The organism is Serratia sp. 2C06, assembly GCF_050037615.1.
Lineage (GTDB): Bacteria > Pseudomonadota > Gammaproteobacteria > Enterobacterales > Enterobacteriaceae > Serratia > Serratia ureilytica.
This window is the reverse complement of sequence record NZ_CP188299.1, coordinates 1792316-1811883: the sequence shown is the minus strand read 5'-3', so window position 1 is coordinate 1811883 and position 19568 is coordinate 1792316. Positions and strand designations below refer to the sequence as shown.

Below are 19568 nucleotides of genomic sequence, written 5' to 3'. Positions count from 1 at the left end.
CGGAAATTTTTAACGCCAGCCTACAAATTCACTGAATAAAAAAGGGCGCTGCATCTGCAGCGCCCTGGCGTAGCGTTCTCGCGCGGTTACTTACCAATACGCGCGTGCATTTCCTGCACCGATGTAACCTGCTCGGTCGGATCCGCTTTCAGCGCCATCGCGGTGGCGAAGCCGCCGTTCAGCGTGGTGTCGTAGTGCACCTTGTACTGCAGGGCGCTGCGGCGAATCAGCTTGGAGTCCTCAATCGCCTGACGGCCTGCCGTGGTGTTGACGATGTAGGTGTACTCGCCGTTCTTGATACGGTCCTGAATGTGCGGACGCCCTTCGTGCACCTTGTTGACCAGGCGCGGGTTGATGCCCGCTTCGCCCAGCACCACCGCGGTGCCGTGGGTCGCGTCCAGCTCAAAGCCCTGCTTCAGCAGGCTGGCGGCCAAATCGACCACGCGAGCCTTGTCGCCTTCGCGCACCGACAGCAGCGCGCGGCCCTGTTTCTTCATGCCCGAGTTGCTGCCCAGCATCGCTTTGGAGAAAGCTTCCGCGAAGGTGCGGCCCACGCCCATCACTTCCCCGGTAGAGCGCATTTCCGGCCCCAAAATCGGGTCGACGCCCGGGAATTTGTTGAACGGCAGCACCACTTCTTTCACCGAGTAGTACGGCGGGATGATCTCTTCGGTCACGCCCTGTTCAACCAGCGTTTTGCCCGCCATCACGCGCGCGGCCACTTTGGCCAGCGGCACGCCGGTCGCTTTGGACACGAACGGCACGGTACGCGCGGCGCGCGGGTTGACTTCAATCAGGTAAACTTCGTTGTCCTTCACCGCGAACTGCACGTTCATCAGGCCGCGCACCTGCAGCTCGAACGCCAGTTTTTCCACCTGGCGACGCATCACGTCCTGAATTTCCTGGCTCAGGGTGTACGCCGGCAGCGAACACGCGGAGTCGCCGGAGTGCACGCCCGCCTGCTCGATGTGCTCCATAATGCCGCCAATCAGCACGCGCTCGCCGTCGCAGATAGCATCGACATCCACTTCCACCGCATCGTCCAGGAAGCGATCCAGCAACACCGGCGCATCGTTAGACACGCTGACCGCGGTCTGGAAGTAGCGGCGCAGGTCGGTTTCGTCATAGACGATTTCCATCGCCCGGCCGCCCAGCACGTAGGAAGGACGCACCACCAGCGGATAACCGATGCCCGCCGCCTTCTCGACCGCCTGCTCGATGGCGGTGACGGTGGCGTTGGCCGGCTGCTTCAAGCCCAGGCGGTTGACCGCCTGCTGGAAGCGTTCGCGGTCTTCGGCACGGTCGATGGCGTCCGGGCTGGTGCCGATGATCGGCACGCCTGCGGCTTCCAGCTCGCGCGCCAGCTTCAGCGGGGTCTGGCCGCCGTACTGCACGATAACGCCTTTCGGTTTCTCGATGCGCACGATTTCCAGCACGTCTTCCAGGGTCACCGGCTCAAAGTACAGGCGGTCCGAGGTGTCGTAGTCGGTGGAGACGGTTTCCGGGTTGCAGTTGACCATGATGGTCTCGTAACCGTCTTCACGCAGCGCCAGCGAAGCGTGCACGCAGCAGTAGTCGAACTCGATGCCCTGGCCGATACGGTTCGGCCCGCCGCCCAGCACCATCACTTTCGGCCGGTCGTTGGTCGGGTTGGACTCGCACTCTTCTTCATAGGTGGAGTACATGTAGGCGGTGTCGGTAGCGAATTCCGCCGCGCAGGTATCCACGCGCTTGTACACCGGATGCAGGCCGTGGCTGTGGCGCAGCTTGCGAATTTCGCTCTCGGCGACGCCGGCCAGCTTGGCCAGACGCGCATCGGCGAAGCCCTTGCGCTTCAACGTGCGCAGGAAGTCTTTGTCCAGGCCGTTGATGCCCGCTTCTGCCACCTGCTCTTCCAGGCGCACCAGCTCTTCAATCTGCACCAGGAACCAGCGATCGACGTTGGTCAGGTTGAAGACGCCGTCGACCGACAGACCGGCGCGGAAGGCGTCGGCGATGTACCAGATGCGGTCGGAACCGGCGTCTTTCAGCTCGCGGCGGATTTTGGTCAGCGCTTCCGGATCGTCCAGGCTCACTTTCGGATCGAAACCGGTGGCGCCCACTTCCAGACCGCGCAGCGCTTTCTGCAGCGACTCTTGCTGAGTGCGGCCGATGGCCATCACTTCGCCGACCGACTTCATCTGGGTAGTCAGGCGATCGTTGGCGCCGGCGAACTTCTCGAAGTTGAAGCGCGGGATCTTGGTCACGACGTAGTCGATGGACGGCTCGAACGACGCCGGGGTGCGGCCGCCGGTGATGTCGTTCATCAGCTCATCGAGGGTATAGCCCACCGCCAGTTTGGCGGCGATCTTGGCGATCGGGAAGCCGGTGGCTTTCGACGCCAGCGCCGAAGAGCGCGACACGCGCGGGTTCATCTCGATGACGATCAGGCGGCCGGTTTTCGGGTTAACCGAGAACTGCACGTTGGAGCCGCCGGTTTCAACGCCGATCTCACGCAGCACCGCCATCGAGGCGTTGCGCATGATTTGGTATTCCTTGTCGGTCAGGGTCTGAGCCGGCGCAACGGTGATCGAGTCGCCGGTGTGGATGCCCATGGCGTCGAAGTTTTCGATGGAGCAAACGATGATGCAGTTGTCGTTCTTATCACGCACCACTTCCATCTCGTACTCTTTCCAACCGATCAGCGATTCGTCGATCAGCAGCTCGTTGGTCGGCGACAGGTCCAGACCGCGTTCGCAGATCTCTTCGAACTCTTCGCGGTTGTAGGCGATGCCGCCGCCGGTGCCGCCCATGGTAAAGGAAGGACGGATGATGCACGGGAAGCCGACGTCAGCGGCTACCGCCAGCGCTTCTTCCATGGTGTGCGCGATGCCGGAACGCGCGGTATCCAAACCGATTTTCTTCATCGCCACGTCGAAACGGCGGCGGTCTTCGGCCTTGTCGATGGCATCGGCAGTTGCGCCGATCATGGTGACGCCGAACTCGGCCAGCACGCCCTGACGCTCCAGCTCCAGCGCGCAGTTCAGCGCCGTCTGGCCGCCCATGGTCGGCAGAACCGCATCCGGACGCTCTTTTTCGATGATCTTGCGCACCACTTCCCAGTGGATCGGCTCAATGTAGGTCGCATCGGCCATTTCCGGGTCGGTCATGATGGTCGCCGGGTTGGAGTTGACCAGAATGACGCGGTAACCCTCTTCGCGCAGCGCTTTACACGCCTGGGCGCCCGAGTAGTCGAACTCACACGCCTGGCCGATAACAATCGGGCCAGCGCCGAGGATCAGGATGCTTTTTATGTCTGTACGTTTTGGCATTTTTTACTGCTCCTGATTATTTGGCGTTAGAACGGTAAGTCTCAATCAGTTCGATAAAGTGATCGAACAGCGGCGCGGCGTCGTGCGGGCCTGGGCTGGCTTCCGGGTGCCCCTGGAAGCTGAACGCCGCCTTGTCGGTGCGGTGAATGCCCTGCACCGTGTGGTCGAACAGCGATTTGTGCGTCACGCGCAGATTCGCCGGCAGGTCGTTTTCATCGACGGCGAAGCCGTGGTTCTGCGCGGTGATCATCACCGTGTTGTTGTCCAGATCCTTCACCGGGTGGTTGCCGCCGTGGTGGCCGAGCTTCATCTTCATGGTTTTCGCCCCGCTGGCCAGCGCCAGCAGCTGGTGACCCAGACAGATGCCGAACACCGGAATGTCGGTTTCCAGGAACTGCTTGATGGCGGCGATGGCGTAGTCGCACGGCTCCGGGTCGCCCGGGCCGTTGGACAGGAAGATGCCGTCCGGATTCATTTTCAGCACCTCGTCGGACGGGGTCTGCGCCGGCACCACGGTCAGGCGGCAACCGCGATCCACCAGCATGCGCAGGATGTTGCGCTTGGCGCCGTAGTCGTAAGCCACCACGTGGAACGGCAGTTCCGCGGCGGTTTTGGCTTCCGGCAGGTCGCCTTCAAGCGTCCAGCTGCCTTGCTGCCAGCTGTAGGCCTCTTGAGTGGTGACCTCTTTCGCCAAATCCATGCCCTTCAACCCCGGGAAACCTTGCGCCTTGGCCAGAGCCAGCGCGGCATCCGGCGAATCGGCGGCGACGATGCAGCCGTTCTGGGCGCCCTTCTCGCGCAGCAGGCGAGTCAACTTACGGGTATCGATATCGGCGATCGCCACGATGTTGTGACGCTTGAGGTAGTCGGACAGGCTTTCTTCACTGCGGTAGTTGCTGGCGATCAGCGGGAGGTCACGAATGACGAGGCCTTGGGCGTGTACTGCGGAGGATTCTTCGTCGGAAGCATTGGTGCCGACATTGCCGATATGAGGATAAGTAAGAGTAACGATCTGGCGGGAATAGGAAGGATCAGTGAGGATTTCTTGATAACCGGTCATCGACGTATTGAAGACCACTTCCCCCACTGCCGTTCCCTCTGCCCCGATGGCCCGACCGTGGAATTGGGTTCCGTCTTCCAGAACCAATAGCGCTGACTTTATCAAAACATCCTCCGAGGAATAATCAATCACAATATTTGCATATTAATTCAGATATCGCGATCTAAATCAATGCAAAAACCGTCCGCGAGGCCAATTTTTGGCAAATTGGGCGCATTTTAATGATGAGTGCCTGGCTTGTCTACCCAAACTGCCGTTTTTTGTTTTATTTTTGCAGTTCTCGGCGCGCATGCGGCTTGAGCGCCGATAAAAACACAGAAAACCGGGGCTGGAAAACGGTTGCGGGGAAGAATGACGGAAAACGGCGCCGGAATGGAACAAAAAAGACGCTAAAAAAGCCGAGAGTGGAAAAAAAGGAGATGATTAGCAAAGTAAATATAGATAAATAACATCTTTGACAATAAAACAAATCCAACATGATATTTATCATGTTAAAAAAAAGGACAATAAAATTATTGCCCGATTATCATAGCATTATGACCAATACAACCACATCACGATGGTATGCAAATCAATTATAACTGGTCCAAATTCAATACATCTCGCATATCAAACAGACCTTTATCCCGACTCCGAAGCCAGGAAGCCGCGCGCACCGCGCCGCTGGCGAAAGTCATGCGGCTGGAGGCCTTGTGGGTGATTTCCACCCGTTCACCGATGTCGGCGAACATCGCGGTGTGCTCGCCGACGATGTCGCCGGCGCGAATGGTGGCAAAGCCGATGCTTTTCGGATCGCGTTCGCCGGTATGGCCTTCGCGCGCATAGACCGCACAGTTTTTCAGATCGCGCCCCAGCGCGCCGGCGATCGCTTCGCCCATGGCCAACGCCGTGCCCGACGGCGCATCCACTTTGTGGCGGTGGTGCGCCTCAACGATTTCGATGTCGGTGTAGTCGCCCATCACCTGCGCGGCCTTCTCCAGCAGTTTCAGCACCAGGTTGACGCCGACGCTGAAGTTGGCGGCGAACACGATGCCGATGTGCTGCGCCGCAGCGCGGATCGCCTGTTTGCCGGCGTCATCGAAGCCGGTGGTGCCGATCACCATCGCCTTGTGGTGCGCCACGCAAAATTCCAGGTAGCCCAGGGTGCTTTCAGGGCGGGTGAAGTCGATCAAAATATCGAACTCGCTCGCCACTTTATCCAGACTGTCACTCACCTTGACGCCCAGCGCGCCGATGCCCGCCAGCTCGCCGGCATCAACGCCGACCAGGCTCGATCCCGGTCGTGACAGCGCCGCCCCCAACACCACGCCTTCCGCCTGCTGCACCGCCTGGATCAATTGACGGCCCATCCGGCCGCCGGCGCCCGCAATCGCAATGCGGATTTGTGAATCTTTCATGCTTGCTCTCTTCTTGATGTAACGCGTATCCCATTAACCTATCGATTCAGGGTAACTGCCCCGCTGCAGCGCCGCCAGAGGATTCATTTCATAATTAGAAAATTATGATATTGCGCTTCTTTCATCAGCGGCGCTGTCGTGAGATTAACATTCAACCGATTTGGCGGCCTGCGACGATTGTACATAATCATGCAGTTTTCATTGCAAGAAAATGCAGAAAAAAGGCGCCGAAAACGGCGCCTGAGGAACGGAGTGCGGCGGGGTCAAGCGGTAATGGCGGCCACTTCGTTGGCTATCGCCGTCAGCGCATCGTGGCGAGCATAGTCCTCCTGCACCAGCGCCGCGCGCCGGCGATAGATCGGCTGTTGCAGAATGCGCGTCGCTGCCGCCAGTATTTGTTCCGCGCTTGGCGTGCTGGTATGCAGGCTGATGCCGCAACCGGCGGCCACCACGCGCGCGGCCGCCTCCAGCTTGTCCTCACCGGTGCCGGCGACAATCAGCGGCACGCCGCTGTCCAGCGCATAGTTGATCGAGCCGTAACCGCCGTTGGTGATCAAGAGCGCCGCCTGCGGCAACCAGTGTTCGAAGGAGATAAACGCCCGCACTCGGGCGTTGTCCGGCAACGCGTCCATCAGCCCTTCGGTCGCCCGCCCGCCGGTGGTGGCCAACACCCGCACCGGCAGATGCGCCAGCGCCTGCAGCGTCGGCACGATCAGCTGATGCAGATCGACATTGGCCAGCGTGCCCTGAGACACGATCACCAGCGGCCGACGATCGTCCTCCTCCCACAGCGCCTCTTCCGCGGCCGGTTGACCACCGCTGCGCAGCGGCCCGACGAAGCGCACGCCGCTCGGCAGGTCGTCGCGCTCATATTCCAGCGCCGTGGTGGCCAACTGCAGGAAACGCTCGCAGCCGCCGATCAACGCATCGGTAAACGGGCGATTCAGCGGCCGCCCGCCCGCTTGCACCAGCGCGGCATCAAAGCTTTGCTGCACCTCATCAAGCAACACCCGCGTCGCTTCATCCACCAATTGCTCGCGGGTCAGCGCCCGCGGCAGCAGCGCCGGCGGGATGCGCGGGCCATAGAAAATGGCGTCGCGCGAAGAATACGACAGCGGCGTGACGCCGATCCCGAAGACCGGCGGCCGTTCGGCGGACTGCAGCAGCGGCAGCACGCCGTAGAAGCAGTTCTCCACCATCAGCAGATCGGTCTTTTCGGCGGCGATGGCCGCACGCAGCTGACGATCCAACAGTGGGATCGGCGCGGCGAAGAAATCTTTCAGCGCCAGCGCCATCTGCGCATTGCCCGGCGGCAGCGCGGCGCGCTCGGGGAAATGCGCCTCCAGGTGGCGATAGTCGAAGTCCACCTGCGCGTCGAACGGCACGAAGTTCGCCCCAGCCGCTTCGGCGCGTTCGCGGAACAGCGCGCCGGTCATCACCCGCACCTGATGCCCTTGGGCGATCAGGTGGCGAGCGATGGCTAACATCGGGTAGACGTGCCCCGGAGTGGCGACCGCCGCCATCAGTATCCTTGCCATAATGCTCCTTTTAAGCTTCTGCGTTGGCCGGCTTCAGCGCCAGATTGGCGCACACCGGATTGCTTTGAATATGCACGCGCTGCAAATGACGCGCGGAACGGGCGGTAAAGCCCTCGCGACCGTGCAGCAGCGAGAAGTTGTCCGCGACCACCACGTCACCCTGTTGCCACTGGTGGGCATAATAGTGACGCGGATCGTACAGGTGCTGCTGCAGAGTACGGTGGAACTGTTCCTGCTGCTGCGCCGGCACGCCGTGATATTCCAGCGCGTGCTGGTTGAGGAATTTTTTTCCCTCCGTCGGCGGTTCATTGTAGCGCATGATCAATCCTCTGCCGTTCGGGTGCTGCACCACCAGCGGCGAACAGACTTCGCCGCCGTAATGCACCACCTGCTTGATGCGGTAGGTGATAGACACCGACAGCCACTGCTCCAGCAACGCTTCGTCCGCATTGGCCAGCAAGCGCGTGGTGTCGACGAAGGTGGTACATCCGCCTTCGTCCGGCGACGGCGCCGCCACGCAGTGGAATAACTGGAACTCGGGGATGGTCGGCTTATACATGCCATCCCAATGCAGCGGGACGTAGCTGCTGTCGAAGATATGATCCTTGGCGTCCGGATGTTCCTTCACGTCCAGCACCGCACCGAACGGCCACATCATGATCTCGCCCCACTGTTCGGCATAGCGAGTCAGGACTTCCGGCTCGCTGAAACCGGAGTCGAATCCGCGCAGCACCAGCAAGTGGTGCTCCTGCGCCAGCGCTCGCAGCGCCGCCACCGGCAGCTCGCTGACCTTTTGCCCCGGATGCTCCGGCGTCAGGATCGCGCCGAACGGGGTGTTCGGTTGAATGTGGCAATTAAGCGGTTGGTTGTTCATGGTGATTCTCCTTGCATCGAATGTGCTGCTCACACGGCAACGTGCCGTCAAAAAGGCGCCCGTCAGGATTTCGGGCGCAAAAGCATGCAGCGGCCTCAGGCCATCTGCGGTTGTTCGATCAGGTAATGGCTCGGCGTGCCGCGGATCTCAACCAACTCGCCGTCCAGGCTCTGCGCGTCTTTACGCTTCATCAGCACGAACTGGCCGTTCACGTTGGCCGCCACGCCATGCCACGGCGTCAGCCAGTCGTCTTTGGTAGGCATCATGTGGATGCCTATCTTCAGGCTGTCGGCCGGCTGCGGGTGAATCGACAGGCGGATCGCCGCCGGGAAATGCTGGGCCAGCAGGTTGCCCCAGGCCCAGCTGCGCTGGATAACGCCGCAGGCGCGCCGTTTGGCGTCTTTTTGCAGCGCGGCGTTGGAACCGCTGTAGCCCGGCAGGAGGCTGTCTTCATACAAGAAGCGCGTGATGGCGCGATACAGCATTAATCCCTGCTCGTCCTGCATCAGCTGGCGCTTGATCGCCTCTTCCGATTCGGCATAACCGTCCACCAACAGCCGACGCAGCAGATCGTAGTCATCGGTATGCTCCGCCAGGCCTTTGACATCGCCGAGGTTGAACACGCTCAGGTGGGTTGCGCCCACTTCATGCAGCAGGCTTTCAATCTCACGTTGATAATGGTTGATCGCTTCGTCGCTGACGCGGATCAGATCGCCGAACACGTGGCCGTCGGAACAGATAACGATATGCGCGCCCGGCGGGTAATAGAGTTGAATGCGCTGGCACAGCGAGTTGAGGAAGATCAGCGACAGCCGCTCCGCCATGTCCGGCACCGCGCCTATAACCTTATTGGCGTTGGGTGACTTGGTCGGAAAAGCCGGCAGCACGAATTCGATGCGCTGGTCGTTTTCAATGAATGCCCGAATGCGCGGCAATTGCACCTGAGTGACCTGCCGCTCTTCTTCAGCCAGAGAAGCATCGTCGGCGATGAGGCGACGTCGATATTGCAATAATTCACGTAGGATTTTTAATGCTATCTCTTCTTTTTTCTGTGCGCTATCCACAATGAGCTCCTGTTGCGATGTGGCGCGGGTGTATTATTGGCAAGCGCAATAAGATTTATCAAAAAGAGATAAAGCGCATGCAAAATAATAATCAGCCCGGCGTTTATATGCTTCAGGCAATATAGGAAAGATGGTGCTATATTATTAGCCCGTATAACTCACAATCTAGGTTAAGTTGTGCTTAACAAACTATGAGCAATATTTTAAAACGCATGGCCATTTTCTCAAAAGTGGTCGATTGTGGCGCATTCAGCATGGCGGCAAAAGAATTGGGCATGACGACATCGGCCGTCAGCCAGCATATTCGCCAGCTGGAGGAACATCTGGGTATTCAATTACTGTTGCGATCGACGCGCTCATTGAGCCTGACCGAAGCCGGATTGTGCTTTTATGAAGATTGTCTGCTGATGATCCACGCCGCCGAGCGCGGGCAACAGCGGATCGCCGCGCTGCGCGGCGAGCTGGTCGGTGAACTGCGCGTCGCCACCTCGACCGAATTCGCCACCCATTATCTGGTGCCGGCGCTGCAGAGCTTCCTCGACGAACACCCGCGCATCACGCTGCGGTTGGAAATCCACGATGAGAGAATAGACCTCATCGCGCAACGCATCGATCTGGCGATACGCGGCGGCGCGCTGGCTGACTCCAGCTACGTCTCCACGCGGCTGGCGCGCTGCCGTGAAGTGCTGTGCGCCTCCCCGGCCTACCTGGCGAACTACGGGGTACCGGATTCGCCGCAGGCGCTGACGCAACATCACTGGGTCACCTTTACGCCGCTCGGCAATCCGCAGTTTGTTCGCCTGATCCATCGCGACGGCGGCGAGCACCGCATGCGCATGACCGGGCGACTGTTCACCAACAGCGGCATGGCGATGAAGGAGCTGGCGCTGACCGGCAAAGGCATCATTCGCAATTTCTTCGCCAACGTCGAGCGAGAGTTGCGCAGCGGCGAGCTGATTGAAATATTGCCCGACTGGCGATTACCGGAAATTAATTGCTATGCCATTATGCCGCGACGGGAGATCCAGCCATTAAAAGTCCGGCGATTGCTGGAGCATATGAAGCTCTATTTAAAGGAGAAAGGATTAAACGACCTAGAACAGATTCGACAAGAATAAAATAAGAAACATCTGCAAGACCACTATTGTAATTATTGTAATCACGTTGACGACACCAGGCCCTATTTAGATTGCAGCCTAATGATATTCTATTTAATGACTTCATTCAGCCTATATAATTAATGACGCCACCGCTATTTCAAATACTCAGAATAAATTTGGCTTTAGTTAGCAGAAAATTTGAATATGCTCAGCATTTTATTTTTAATGCCGTTGGCATTCCAAAAAAAAACGGGAAGCCTAAGCTCCCCGTTGTCATTCACTCACGCACCTCAGTCAATCTGCCGGACGTCCACGCGCAGCTCTTTCGGCACTTCGAACACGATGTTCTCTTCACGCCCGCTGATTTCATGCACGTCGACGCCGCCCAGCGCTTTCAGGCGAGAGATCACCTCCTGCACCAGCACGTCCGGCGCCGAAGCGCCGGCGGTGACGCCGATGTTGCGCGCTTCGCTCAGCCAACTTTCCTGAATATCCGCCGCCGAATCGATCAGATAAGCCGGTTTGCCCACGCGCTGCGCCAGTTCGGCCAGACGGTTAGAGTTGGAAGAGTTCTTCGACCCCACCACCAGCACCACGTCCGCATCGCCGGCCAGGTTACGCACCGCTTCCTGACGGTTGGTGGTGGCGTAGCAAATGTCATCCTTGCGCGGACCGATAATGCTCGGGAAGCGCTGACGCAGCGCATCGATCACGTCCGAGGTATCATCAACCGACAGCGTGGTCTGCGTCATGAAGCACAGGTTGTTTTCGTCTTTCACCTGCAGCTTCCACACGTCTTCCGGCGATTCGACCAGGTACATGCCGCCCTGCGGGTTGCTGTACTGGCCCATGGTGCCTTCCACCTCCGGGTGCCCGGCATGGCCGATCAGAATCGCTTCGGTGCCGCGGCGGCTGGCGCGCGCCACTTCCATATGCACCTTGGTCACCAGCGGACAGGTGGCGTCGAACAGCATGGTCAGATCGCGCGCCTTGGCTTCGGCGCGCACGGCTTGAGACACGCCGTGCGCCGAGAAGATCAGGATAGAGCCGTCCGGCACTTCGGCGATCTCTTCGATAAACACGGCGCCACGCTCACGCAGGCTGTCGACCACGTAGCGGTTGTGCACCACTTCATGCCGTACGTAGATCGGCGCGCCATACAGCTCCAGCGCGCGTTCCACGATGCTGATCGCACGATCAACCCCGGCGCAGAAGCCGCGCGGGTTAGCCAGCAATATTTGCATGCGTCTCCTCCTGCTGCGGATCGATCTCCAGCACTTCGATGTCGAAGGTCACCGGATGGCCCGCCAGCGGATGGTTGAAATCGACGGTGATCGAATCTTCCGCCACCGCGCGCACCACGCCCGGCATTTCGCTGCCGTCAATCGCGGTAAACAGCATGATGGTGCCCACGTCCGGCACGCCGGTTTCCGCGAAGTCGCGGCGCGAGAAGAACTGGACCAGATCCGGGTTCTCCGCGCCGAACGCCGCTTCCGGCTGCAGGGTAAAGGCGCGCTTGTCGCCCGCGCGCAGGCCGAGCAGCTGCTCTTCCAGCGGCGCCGACAGGCTGCCGTCACCCAGGCGGAACAGCGCCGGTTTGCCGCTGCTGCGGGTGGATTCGGCGGTCGAACCGTCTTCCAGTTTCAGCGTAAAGTGAACCAGCACCGCGCTGTCACTGATAACCTGAGCCGTCATATTACTCACCTTTGCTCTTTGCGCCTTTGTTCGCCGGCGACAGGAAACCTTCCAGCACGATCATCGCCGCGCCCACGCAGATAAAGCTGTCCGCCAGATTGAAGGTCGGGTAGTGCCAGTCACCGACGTAAAAGTCGATGAAATCGACCACGAAACCGTGCCACAGGCGATCGAACAGGTTGCCCAACGCCCCGCCGATGATAAAGGCGTAGGCGATGTTGTTCAGCTTCTGCTGCGCCGCGCTGCGGTACATCATCACCAGCAGCACCGCGACGATGGCGATGGCGATGCCGGCGAAGAACCAGCGTTGCCAACCACCGTGATCGGCCAGGAAGCTGAACGCGGCGCCGTAGTTGCGCGCGTAAAACAGGTTGAACGACGGGATCAACGGCTGGGACTGGCCCAGCGTAAAGTTAGCGAGGATCCACTGTTTGCTGCCGAAATCCAGCGCCAGCACCGCCACTACAACCCACAGCCAACGCAGGCCGGTCGAACAAATTGGTTTACTCATCAGGCGCAAGTTCTCAGGCAAAGTTACGCTTCTCGCCGTCACCGGCGACGTTGCTCACACAGCGGCCGCAGATGTCTGCATGCTCCGCCACCAGGCCGATATCGGTGGTGTAATGCCAGCAGCGCGGGCACTTCTCACCTGGCGCCGTGCTGAAGGCGATCTTCAGCCCTTTCAGCAGCTCGGAGGCCTGCGCGTCGGCCGGCGCCTCCGCCAATGGCGCAACGCTTGCCGCAGAGGTCAGCAGCACAAAGCGCAGCTCATCCTGCAGGCTGTTCAGACGCGCCGCCAACTCGCTGTCGGCATACAGCGTCACCGCCGCTTCCAGCGAACCGCCGAGGCGTTTGTCCGCACGCGCCTGCTCCAGCACCTTGTTCACTTCGCCGCGCACTTTCAGCAGCTCAGCCCAGAAAGCGTCGTTCATCGGCTCGCCTTCCGCCAGCCCGAACAGGCCGTCGTACCACTCTTCGGTGAACACGTACTGCGCGCGTTTGCCCGGCATGAAGCCCCAGATCTCGTCTGCGGTGAACGACATGATCGGCGCCATCCAGCGCACCAGCGCTTCGACGATGTGATACAGCGCGGTCTGGCAGCTGCGGCGGGCGACGCTGTCGCTCTTGGCGGTGTACTGACGATCCTTGATGATATCCAGGTAGAAGGAGCCCATCTCGACCGAACAGAACTGCATCAGGCGCTGCACCACTTCGTGGAAATCGTAGTTGGCGTAAGCCTGCTCGATATCCTGCTGCGCCGCCAGCGCGCGGCCGACCGCCCAGCGATCCAGCACCACCATGTCTTCCGGCGCCACGCAATCGGTGCTTGGCTCGAACCCGTTCAGGTTGGCCAGCAGGAAGCGCGCGGTGTTGCGGATGCGGCGGTAAGAGTCGGCGGAACGCTTGAGGATCTCGTCGGACACCGCGATCTCGCCGGTGTAATCGGTCGACGCCACCCACAGACGCAGAATGTCGCCGCCCAGCTTGTTCATTACGTCCTGCGGGCTGACGGTGTTGCCGATCGACTTGGACATCTTGCGGCCCTGGCCGTCGACGGTGAAGCCGTGGGTCAGCACTTCCTTGTACGGCGCCTTGCCCTTCATCGCGGTGGAAATCATCAGCGATGACATGAACCAGCCGCGGTGTTGGTCGGAGCCTTCCAGATACATGTCGGCGCCGTGGCCGTTGAATTCAGGACGCACGTCGACAACGGAGGCGTGGGTAGAACCGGAATCGAACCACACGTCCAGCGTATCCGGCACTTTCACGTAGTCAGCGGCTTCCGCGCCGAGTATGTCGGCCGCGTCCAGATCCCACCAGGCCTGAATGCCGTCTTGCTCGACGCGCTTGGCCACTTCTTCCATCAGCTCAACGGTGCGCGGGTGCAGCTGCTCGGTCTCTTTGTGCACGAACAGCGACATCGGCACGCCCCAGGTGCGCTGACGCGAGATGCACCAGTCCGGGCGGTTGGCCACCATCATTTCGATGCGCGCCTGGCCCCAATCCGGGATCCACTGCACGCCCTTGATCTCTTCCAGAGACTGCTGACGCAGGCCTTTCTGATCCATGCTGATGAACCATTGCGGCGTGGCGCGGAAGATGATTGGCGTCTTGTGGCGCCAGCAGCACGGATAGCTGTGCAGGAACTTCTCGACGTGCAGCAGCGCGCCTTTCTCGCGCAGCAGATCGACGATCAGATCGTTGGCCTTGAAGACGAACTTGCCGTCCAGCAGCGGGTAGGTGCCGGTCAGGTAGCAGCCGTTCGGCCCTACCGGGTTGGCCACTTCCAGGCCGTATTTCTGGCCGATCACGAAGTCGTCCGGGCCGTGACCCGGCGCTGTGTGCACCGCACCGGTACCGGCGTCCAGGGTCACATGCTCGCCGAGGATTGCCGGCACGTCGAAGTCCATGAACGGGTGTTTGAAGCGCAGCAGCTCCAGATCGGCGCCTTTGCAGCTGCCCAGCACCGTCCACTCGGTGATGCCGGCGCGTTTCATCACGCTTTCCACCAGTTCGGCCGCCAGGATCAGGCATTGGCCGTCAACCTGCACCAGTTGATAGGTGAAGTCCGGGTGCAGCGAGATCGCGCGGTTGGCCGGCAAGGTCCACGGCGTGGTGGTCCAGATAACCAGCGAGATGGCGCCGTTGAAGTGGCTCACGCCGAACTTGGCCGCCACGGCAGCCGCGTCGGCCGCATGGAAGGACACGTCGATCGACGGCGAAGTCTTGTCGTAATACTCCACTTCCGCTTCCGCCAGCGACGAGCCGCAGTCGGTGCACCAGTGAACCGGCTTGGCGCCTTTCAGCAGGTGGCCGTTGCTGATGATCTTGCCCAGCGCGCGGATGATGTTGGCTTCGGTTTTGAAGTCCATGGTCAGGTATGGACGATCCCAGTCGCCCAGTACGCCCAGGCGGATGAAATCCTTCTTCTGGCCTTCAACCTGCTCGGCCGCGTATTCGCGGCACTTCTGGCGGAACTCGGCCGCCGTCAGCTTCTCGCCCGGTTTGCCGTACAGCTGCTCAACCTTCAGTTCGATAGGCAGGCCGTGGCAATCCCAACCCGGCACATAAGGCGAGTCGAAGCCGGCCATCCCTTTCGACTTGATGATAATGTCTTTGAGAATCTTGTTAACCGAGTGACCAATGTGAATGCTGCCGTTCGCATACGGAGGGCCGTCATGCAAAATGAAGGTTTTTTTGCCCTTTTTGGCAGTACGAATAATCCCGTACAGATCCTGTTCATACCAACGTTGCAGCATGCCAGGCTCGCGCTTGGCGAGATCGCCGCGCATCGGGAACCCTGTTTCCGGCAAGTTCAGGGTATTCTTGTAGTCACTCATGAGATTCTCGTTTCCGTTTTCGGCTATTTACCCGTCACACTTCAAGCTGCATCTTTGTCGGCCGCCCTTTCTCACCCGAATCACTTGCCTGTGCAAGCTCATCGGGGTTCGCGCGGTTGCCGCCGCGATGCAACTCGAATTGTTTAGGGTAAACGATTAAACCAGTGTTTTTAACCCGAAGAACTTCCGGGCCGTCACCACATCATTGGCGATTTGCTGCTTCAGGGCATCGAGCGAAGCAAACCGTTGTTCATTGCGCAATTTTGCGCGGAGCACCACCTCAATATGGCGCCCGTAAAGATCCATTGTGACATCCAGCAGATGCACTTCCAGCTGCTGGCGCACGCCGGCGACGGTCGGGCGCGTGCCGATGTTGGCCACGCCCGGCAGCGGCTGCGGCCCCAGGCCGTACACCTCCACCGCATACACCCCTTTCACCGGCGCCACCAGGCGCTTGAGCGGCAGGTTGGCGGTCGGGAAGCCGATGGTGCGGCCCAGCTCATCGCCGTGCACCACGCGCCCGGAGATGCTGTACGGGTGGCCCAACAGGGTCTCCGCCAGCGGCAGATCGTCCTCGCTCAGCGCAGTGCGGATCGCCGTGCTGCTGATGCGCCGGTCGCCTTCGCGGAAGGTCGGGGTGCTGACCACGTCGAAGCCGTACTCTTTTCCGGCCTGCTGCAATAGCGGAAAATCGCCCTGACGCCCGGCGCCAAAGCGAAAATCATCCCCCACCATCAGGAATTTGACGCCGAGCTTCTCCACCAGCAGCTCGGCGACGAACGCCTGCGCGGTGTTGGCGGCAAAACGCGGATCGAACTTGACGCACAGCAGGTAATCAACGCCCGCCTGCGCCAGATAGTTGGCCTTATCGCGCAGGCGCGTCAAACGGGCCGGCGCCTTGTCTGCGGCGAACATCTCCAGCGGCTGCGGCTCAAAGATCATGACCATCACCGGCAGCCCGAGGCGTTGCCCTTGTTGCTTCAACTGCTCCAGCAGCGCCTGATGACCGCGGTGTACGCCGTCAAAGTTGCCGATGGTGAGCACGCAACCATGGTGGCGCGCCCGGATATTGTGAATGCCGCGAATTAGCTCCATAGCTGGCTCAAAACAGTGGAAATCGGCGGATTATACCTTGTACAGCCGGTAAGGTTAACCCGCGATTGGTGCCTTTATGTAATAGACATACCATACCGGAGATAATCTGCGCGTGAAACGGCTTCACCGCAGTTTATCCCGCGCCGCCGGGCCGATTCTCGACCGCGGCCAACGGCTTGCGCCCGCCGCGGCAAATCATTGGCGAATTTTCTCGCGAAACACTGTATTCCCAAGAGGGAAGCTGGTAAAATCCTGCGCCATCACAACGTAGCGAGTGCCGCCTGTACAAACGGCGCTTATTTGCACAAATCCATTGACAAACGAAGGCTAAAAGGGCATATTCCTCGGCCTTTGAATTGTCCTCAATAGAATATATTTGGGAGTTGGACCTTGGCTAATATCAAATCAGCTAAGAAACGCGCCGTACAGTCTGAGAAACGCCGCAAGCATAACGCAAGCCGTCGCTCAATGGTGCGTACCTTCATCAAGAAGGTAGACGCAGCTATCGCAGCTGGCGACAAAGAAGCAGCACAAAATGCATTCCTGGTAATGCAGCCACTGGTGGACCGTCAGGCAGCTAAAGGCCTGATCCACAAAAACAAAGCAGCGCGTCATAAGTCAAACCTGACTGCACGCATCAACGCAATGCAATAAGCATTTCGTTATCTGCTTGATAAAAAAACCGGCTCAGGCCGGTTTTTTTACGCCCTGCGTTCAGTGAACCGCTAACAGGAAAACAGCGCCGAGAAGTCTTTGTTGCACACCCGCTGCACCGCCGGATGCTGGATCATGCGCTCGGCAAAGATAATGTAATACTCCTCCTGCACGCTGTCGATGCGCCCAATCTCCACCACGTTGTCATCGTTGTAGGTATCCTGCGCATACAGCGTCGGCGCCACGAAAATCGCGTTGTGGTACATGCCGAAGGCCTTCATCAGCGCCGCATCGTCGAACTCGCCCAGGATCTCGACCTGAATGCCCTGCGTATTGAACCAGTTAAGCAGCTTGCGCCCCAGCATCGAGCGGCGGCCGGGGATCAGCAACTTACGCTGCTCCAGGCAGGCCGGGAACGGCAACTCCGGCGCCGGCTGGCGGCAGAAGAAGCTGATGCCGCACTCGCCCAGCTTCAGCGAGAACAGCCCTTCCTGCTGGCTGGAATCCACCGGGCAATCCGACAGGATCATATCCAGCTTGTGCTGGCTGAGCTGCTCCAGCAGCATCTCGTGTGTCGATTCAAAACAACGCAGGTGGATCTGCTCGTTGTCCACCACCACCGCCGTTTCCAATACCTGGCTGACCAACCGCTTCGACAGCGCATCCGCCACGCCGACGTCGAACAACAGGTTGGACTCTTTGCGGTAGTTGACGATATCCAGCATTTCCTGGCTGAGCATGAACATCTTGTCGGCATAGCGGAACACCAGCTGCCCCAGCTCCGAAGGCACCAACCCGCGCCCCTGGCGCTTGAACAGCTTGCCGTCCAACCGCTCTTCCAGCGCTTTGATCTGGCCGGTGATGGTCTGCGGCGTCAGAAACAACGCTTCAGCGGCACCGACCACGGAACCGGCCTTGCAGACCTGCCAGAAATAGTAAAGGTGATTAAAGTTGATATGCGACATCCTCACGAGCGGCTCTCCTTAACAACGTTTCGCAGCGGCAAACGGTGTGCCGTGACGAGCGACAAACTTCCTTTCCCTGCTTCAGACAACGTATAGCCCCATTAGTCCCAACGAAGAACGGCCGAAGCTGCACATATTTTATACCGCACAGCTCCGACCAGCCATTTTATTGTGCGCCCCTGCCGGGCACCGGCAGGATTAACGCACGCGCGGCAACGCCAGACGCAGTAATCCGTACCCCGCCACCGCCGCGGCGGTGGAGCCCAACAGGATCCCCAGACGGGAATAGGTGCTGAGCGCCGCATCGGCCTCGCCGAACGCCAGCGAGGCGATGAAAATCGACATGGTGAAACCAATACCACAGAGCACCGAAACGGCAAACACCTGTTTGAAGCCGATCCCCTCAGGCAAGCGGGCAATGCCCATTTTCACCGCCAGCAGGCTGAAGAGGAAAATCCCCAGCGGCTTGCCGATAAACAGACCGGCCGCAATCCCAACCGGCAGCAGCGAGGTCAATCCCTCCAGCGATACGCCCTGCAGAGAGACCCCGGCGTTGGCGAAAGCGAACAGCGGCAGGATCATGAACGCCACCCACGGGTGCAGCTCATGCTCCAGCGTTTCCGACGGCGATGGCCCCTTCTTCACGTTCAGCGGGATCATAAAGCCGACGATCACCCCGGCCAGCGTCGCGTGCACCCCGGACTTGAGGATCGCCACCCACAACACCAGGCCGACCATCATGTACAACGAGGTTTTGCCCACGCCGCGCCAGTTCATCACCGCCAGCAGCACCGTCGCCGCGGCCGCCACCCCCAGCGCGATCATCGACACTTCGTGGGTGTAGAACAGCGCGATGATGATGATCACGCCCAGGTCGTCGATGATCGCCAGCGCCAACAGGAACACTTTCAGGCTGGTCGGCACGCGATTGCCCAGCAAGGCCATGACGCCCAGCGCAAAGGCGATATCGGTCGCGGCCGGGATCGCCCAACCCTGGCGGGTAACTTCATCCGCGCCGTTGAACAACAGGTAAATCAGCGCCGGCGCCAGCATGCCGCCCAGTGCGGCGATCGCCGGAAACACCGCCTTGTCACGCCCGGACAGTGAGCCTTGCATCAGCTCGCGCTTGACCTCGAGCCCCACCACCAGGAAGAAGATGGCCATCAGCCCGTCGTTGATCCACAGCAGCAGCGGCTTGGCGATCTCCAGCGAAGCTACCTTCACCATCACCGGCAGGTTAAGGAATGCCTGGTAGATCCCCTGCGCCGGGCTGTTGGCCATGATCAAAGCGACGATCGCCGCCGCGATCAGGATGATGCCGCCCGCGGCTTCCTGACGTAAAAATTGACGAATGATGTTGGTCACAATACGTCTCTCCAAATCTGAGCAAGGCGTAGCGCCCTGCGAAGCACAGTCATGAAGTGAGTATAGAGGGCGTTTTAGTTCGAAAAAATAAGTTTATAAATGCTAAACA

Annotated in this window: 15 protein-coding genes; 2 read left to right on the top strand and 13 right to left on the bottom strand. The window is 59.8% G+C overall.

Going from position 1 to position 19568, the window contains the following annotated elements; all coding sequences use genetic code 11:
- Positions 1-86 precede the first annotated feature (86 nt).
- From carB to pvcA, 6 genes are all read right to left on the bottom strand, one after another.
- A complete protein-coding gene (gene carB / locus ACP3TA_RS08955) occupies positions 87-3311 on the bottom strand; it encodes a carbamoyl-phosphate synthase large subunit (RefSeq protein WP_025301533.1) in 3225 nt (1074 codons plus the stop codon).
- Between the two features lie 16 nt (positions 3312-3327).
- Positions 3328-4476 (bottom strand): glutamine-hydrolyzing carbamoyl-phosphate synthase small subunit, encoded by a 1149-nt coding sequence (gene carA / locus ACP3TA_RS08950; RefSeq protein WP_426784585.1) that lies wholly within the window; start codon positions 4474-4476, stop codon positions 3328-3330.
- Between the two features lie 470 nt (positions 4477-4946).
- Positions 4947-5768, bottom strand: coding sequence for a 4-hydroxy-tetrahydrodipicolinate reductase (dapB, locus tag ACP3TA_RS08945; RefSeq protein WP_033641824.1), 822 nt, complete (start codon positions 5766-5768; stop codon positions 4947-4949).
- A 263-nt stretch (positions 5769-6031) separates the two neighbouring features.
- Positions 6032-7291, bottom strand: coding sequence for a glycosyltransferase (locus ACP3TA_RS08940; RefSeq protein ID WP_163966367.1), 1260 nt, complete (start codon positions 7289-7291; stop codon positions 6032-6034).
- A gap of 25 nt (positions 7292-7316) precedes the next feature.
- Positions 7317-8180 carry a TauD/TfdA dioxygenase family protein gene (locus ACP3TA_RS08935; protein ID WP_089194275.1) on the bottom strand — a complete coding sequence of 288 codons (864 nt, stop codon included), beginning with the start codon at positions 8178-8180 and terminating at the stop codon, positions 7317-7319.
- 95 nt (positions 8181-8275) lie between these two features.
- A complete protein-coding gene (pvcA, locus tag ACP3TA_RS08930) occupies positions 8276-9244 on the bottom strand; it encodes an L-tyrosine isonitrile synthase (protein ID WP_004932937.1) in 969 nt (322 codons plus the stop codon).
- Between the two features lie 191 nt (positions 9245-9435).
- Here pvcA and ACP3TA_RS08925 point away from each other — a divergent pair, with 191 nt between their 5' ends.
- Positions 9436-10362, top strand: coding sequence for a LysR family transcriptional regulator (locus ACP3TA_RS08925; RefSeq protein WP_033641820.1), 927 nt, complete (start codon positions 9436-9438; stop codon positions 10360-10362).
- Positions 10363-10634: 272 nt separating this feature from the next.
- Here ACP3TA_RS08925 and ispH read toward each other — a convergent pair whose 3' ends face one another.
- The 5 genes from ispH to ribF form a co-directional block, all read right to left on the bottom strand.
- Positions 10635-11588, bottom strand: a complete 954-nt coding sequence (gene ispH / locus ACP3TA_RS08920; protein ID WP_033641819.1) for a 4-hydroxy-3-methylbut-2-enyl diphosphate reductase — start codon at positions 11586-11588, stop codon at positions 10635-10637.
- Complete coding sequence (fkpB, locus tag ACP3TA_RS08915) at positions 11569-12039, bottom strand: FKBP-type peptidyl-prolyl cis-trans isomerase (protein WP_016929135.1); 471 nt, start codon at positions 12037-12039, stop codon at positions 11569-11571. Before fkpB ends, ispH begins: the two co-directional genes overlap by 20 nt.
- Before the next feature lies 1 nt (position 12040).
- Complete coding sequence (gene lspA, locus ACP3TA_RS08910) at positions 12041-12550, bottom strand: signal peptidase II (RefSeq protein ID WP_025301524.1); 510 nt, start codon at positions 12548-12550, stop codon at positions 12041-12043.
- 13 nt (positions 12551-12563) lie between these two features.
- Positions 12564-15380, bottom strand: coding sequence for an isoleucine--tRNA ligase (gene ileS, locus ACP3TA_RS08905; protein WP_033641818.1), 2817 nt, complete (start codon positions 15378-15380; stop codon positions 12564-12566).
- 156 nt (positions 15381-15536) lie between these two features.
- On the bottom strand, positions 15537-16475 hold the full coding sequence (ribF, locus tag ACP3TA_RS08900) for a bifunctional riboflavin kinase/FAD synthetase (RefSeq protein ID WP_033641817.1): 939 nt from the start codon (positions 16473-16475) through the stop codon (positions 15537-15539).
- Positions 16476-16865: 390 nt separating this feature from the next.
- On the opposite strand from ribF, the gene rpsT reads away from it, so the two are divergent.
- Positions 16866-17129 carry a 30S ribosomal protein S20 gene (rpsT, locus tag ACP3TA_RS08895; protein ID WP_004932960.1) on the top strand — a complete coding sequence of 88 codons (264 nt, stop codon included), beginning with the start codon at positions 16866-16868 and terminating at the stop codon, positions 17127-17129.
- Positions 17130-17200: 71 nt separating this feature from the next.
- Here rpsT and nhaR read toward each other — a convergent pair whose 3' ends face one another.
- Both nhaR and nhaA read right to left on the bottom strand, forming a co-directional pair.
- A complete protein-coding gene (gene nhaR, locus ACP3TA_RS08890) occupies positions 17201-18100 on the bottom strand; it encodes a transcriptional activator NhaR (protein ID WP_004932962.1) in 900 nt (299 codons plus the stop codon).
- Between the two features lie 192 nt (positions 18101-18292).
- A complete protein-coding gene (gene nhaA / locus ACP3TA_RS08885; protein ID WP_033651695.1) occupies positions 18293-19459 on the bottom strand; it encodes a Na+/H+ antiporter NhaA in 1167 nt (388 codons plus the stop codon).
- Between the last annotated feature and the right edge of the window lie 109 nt (positions 19460-19568).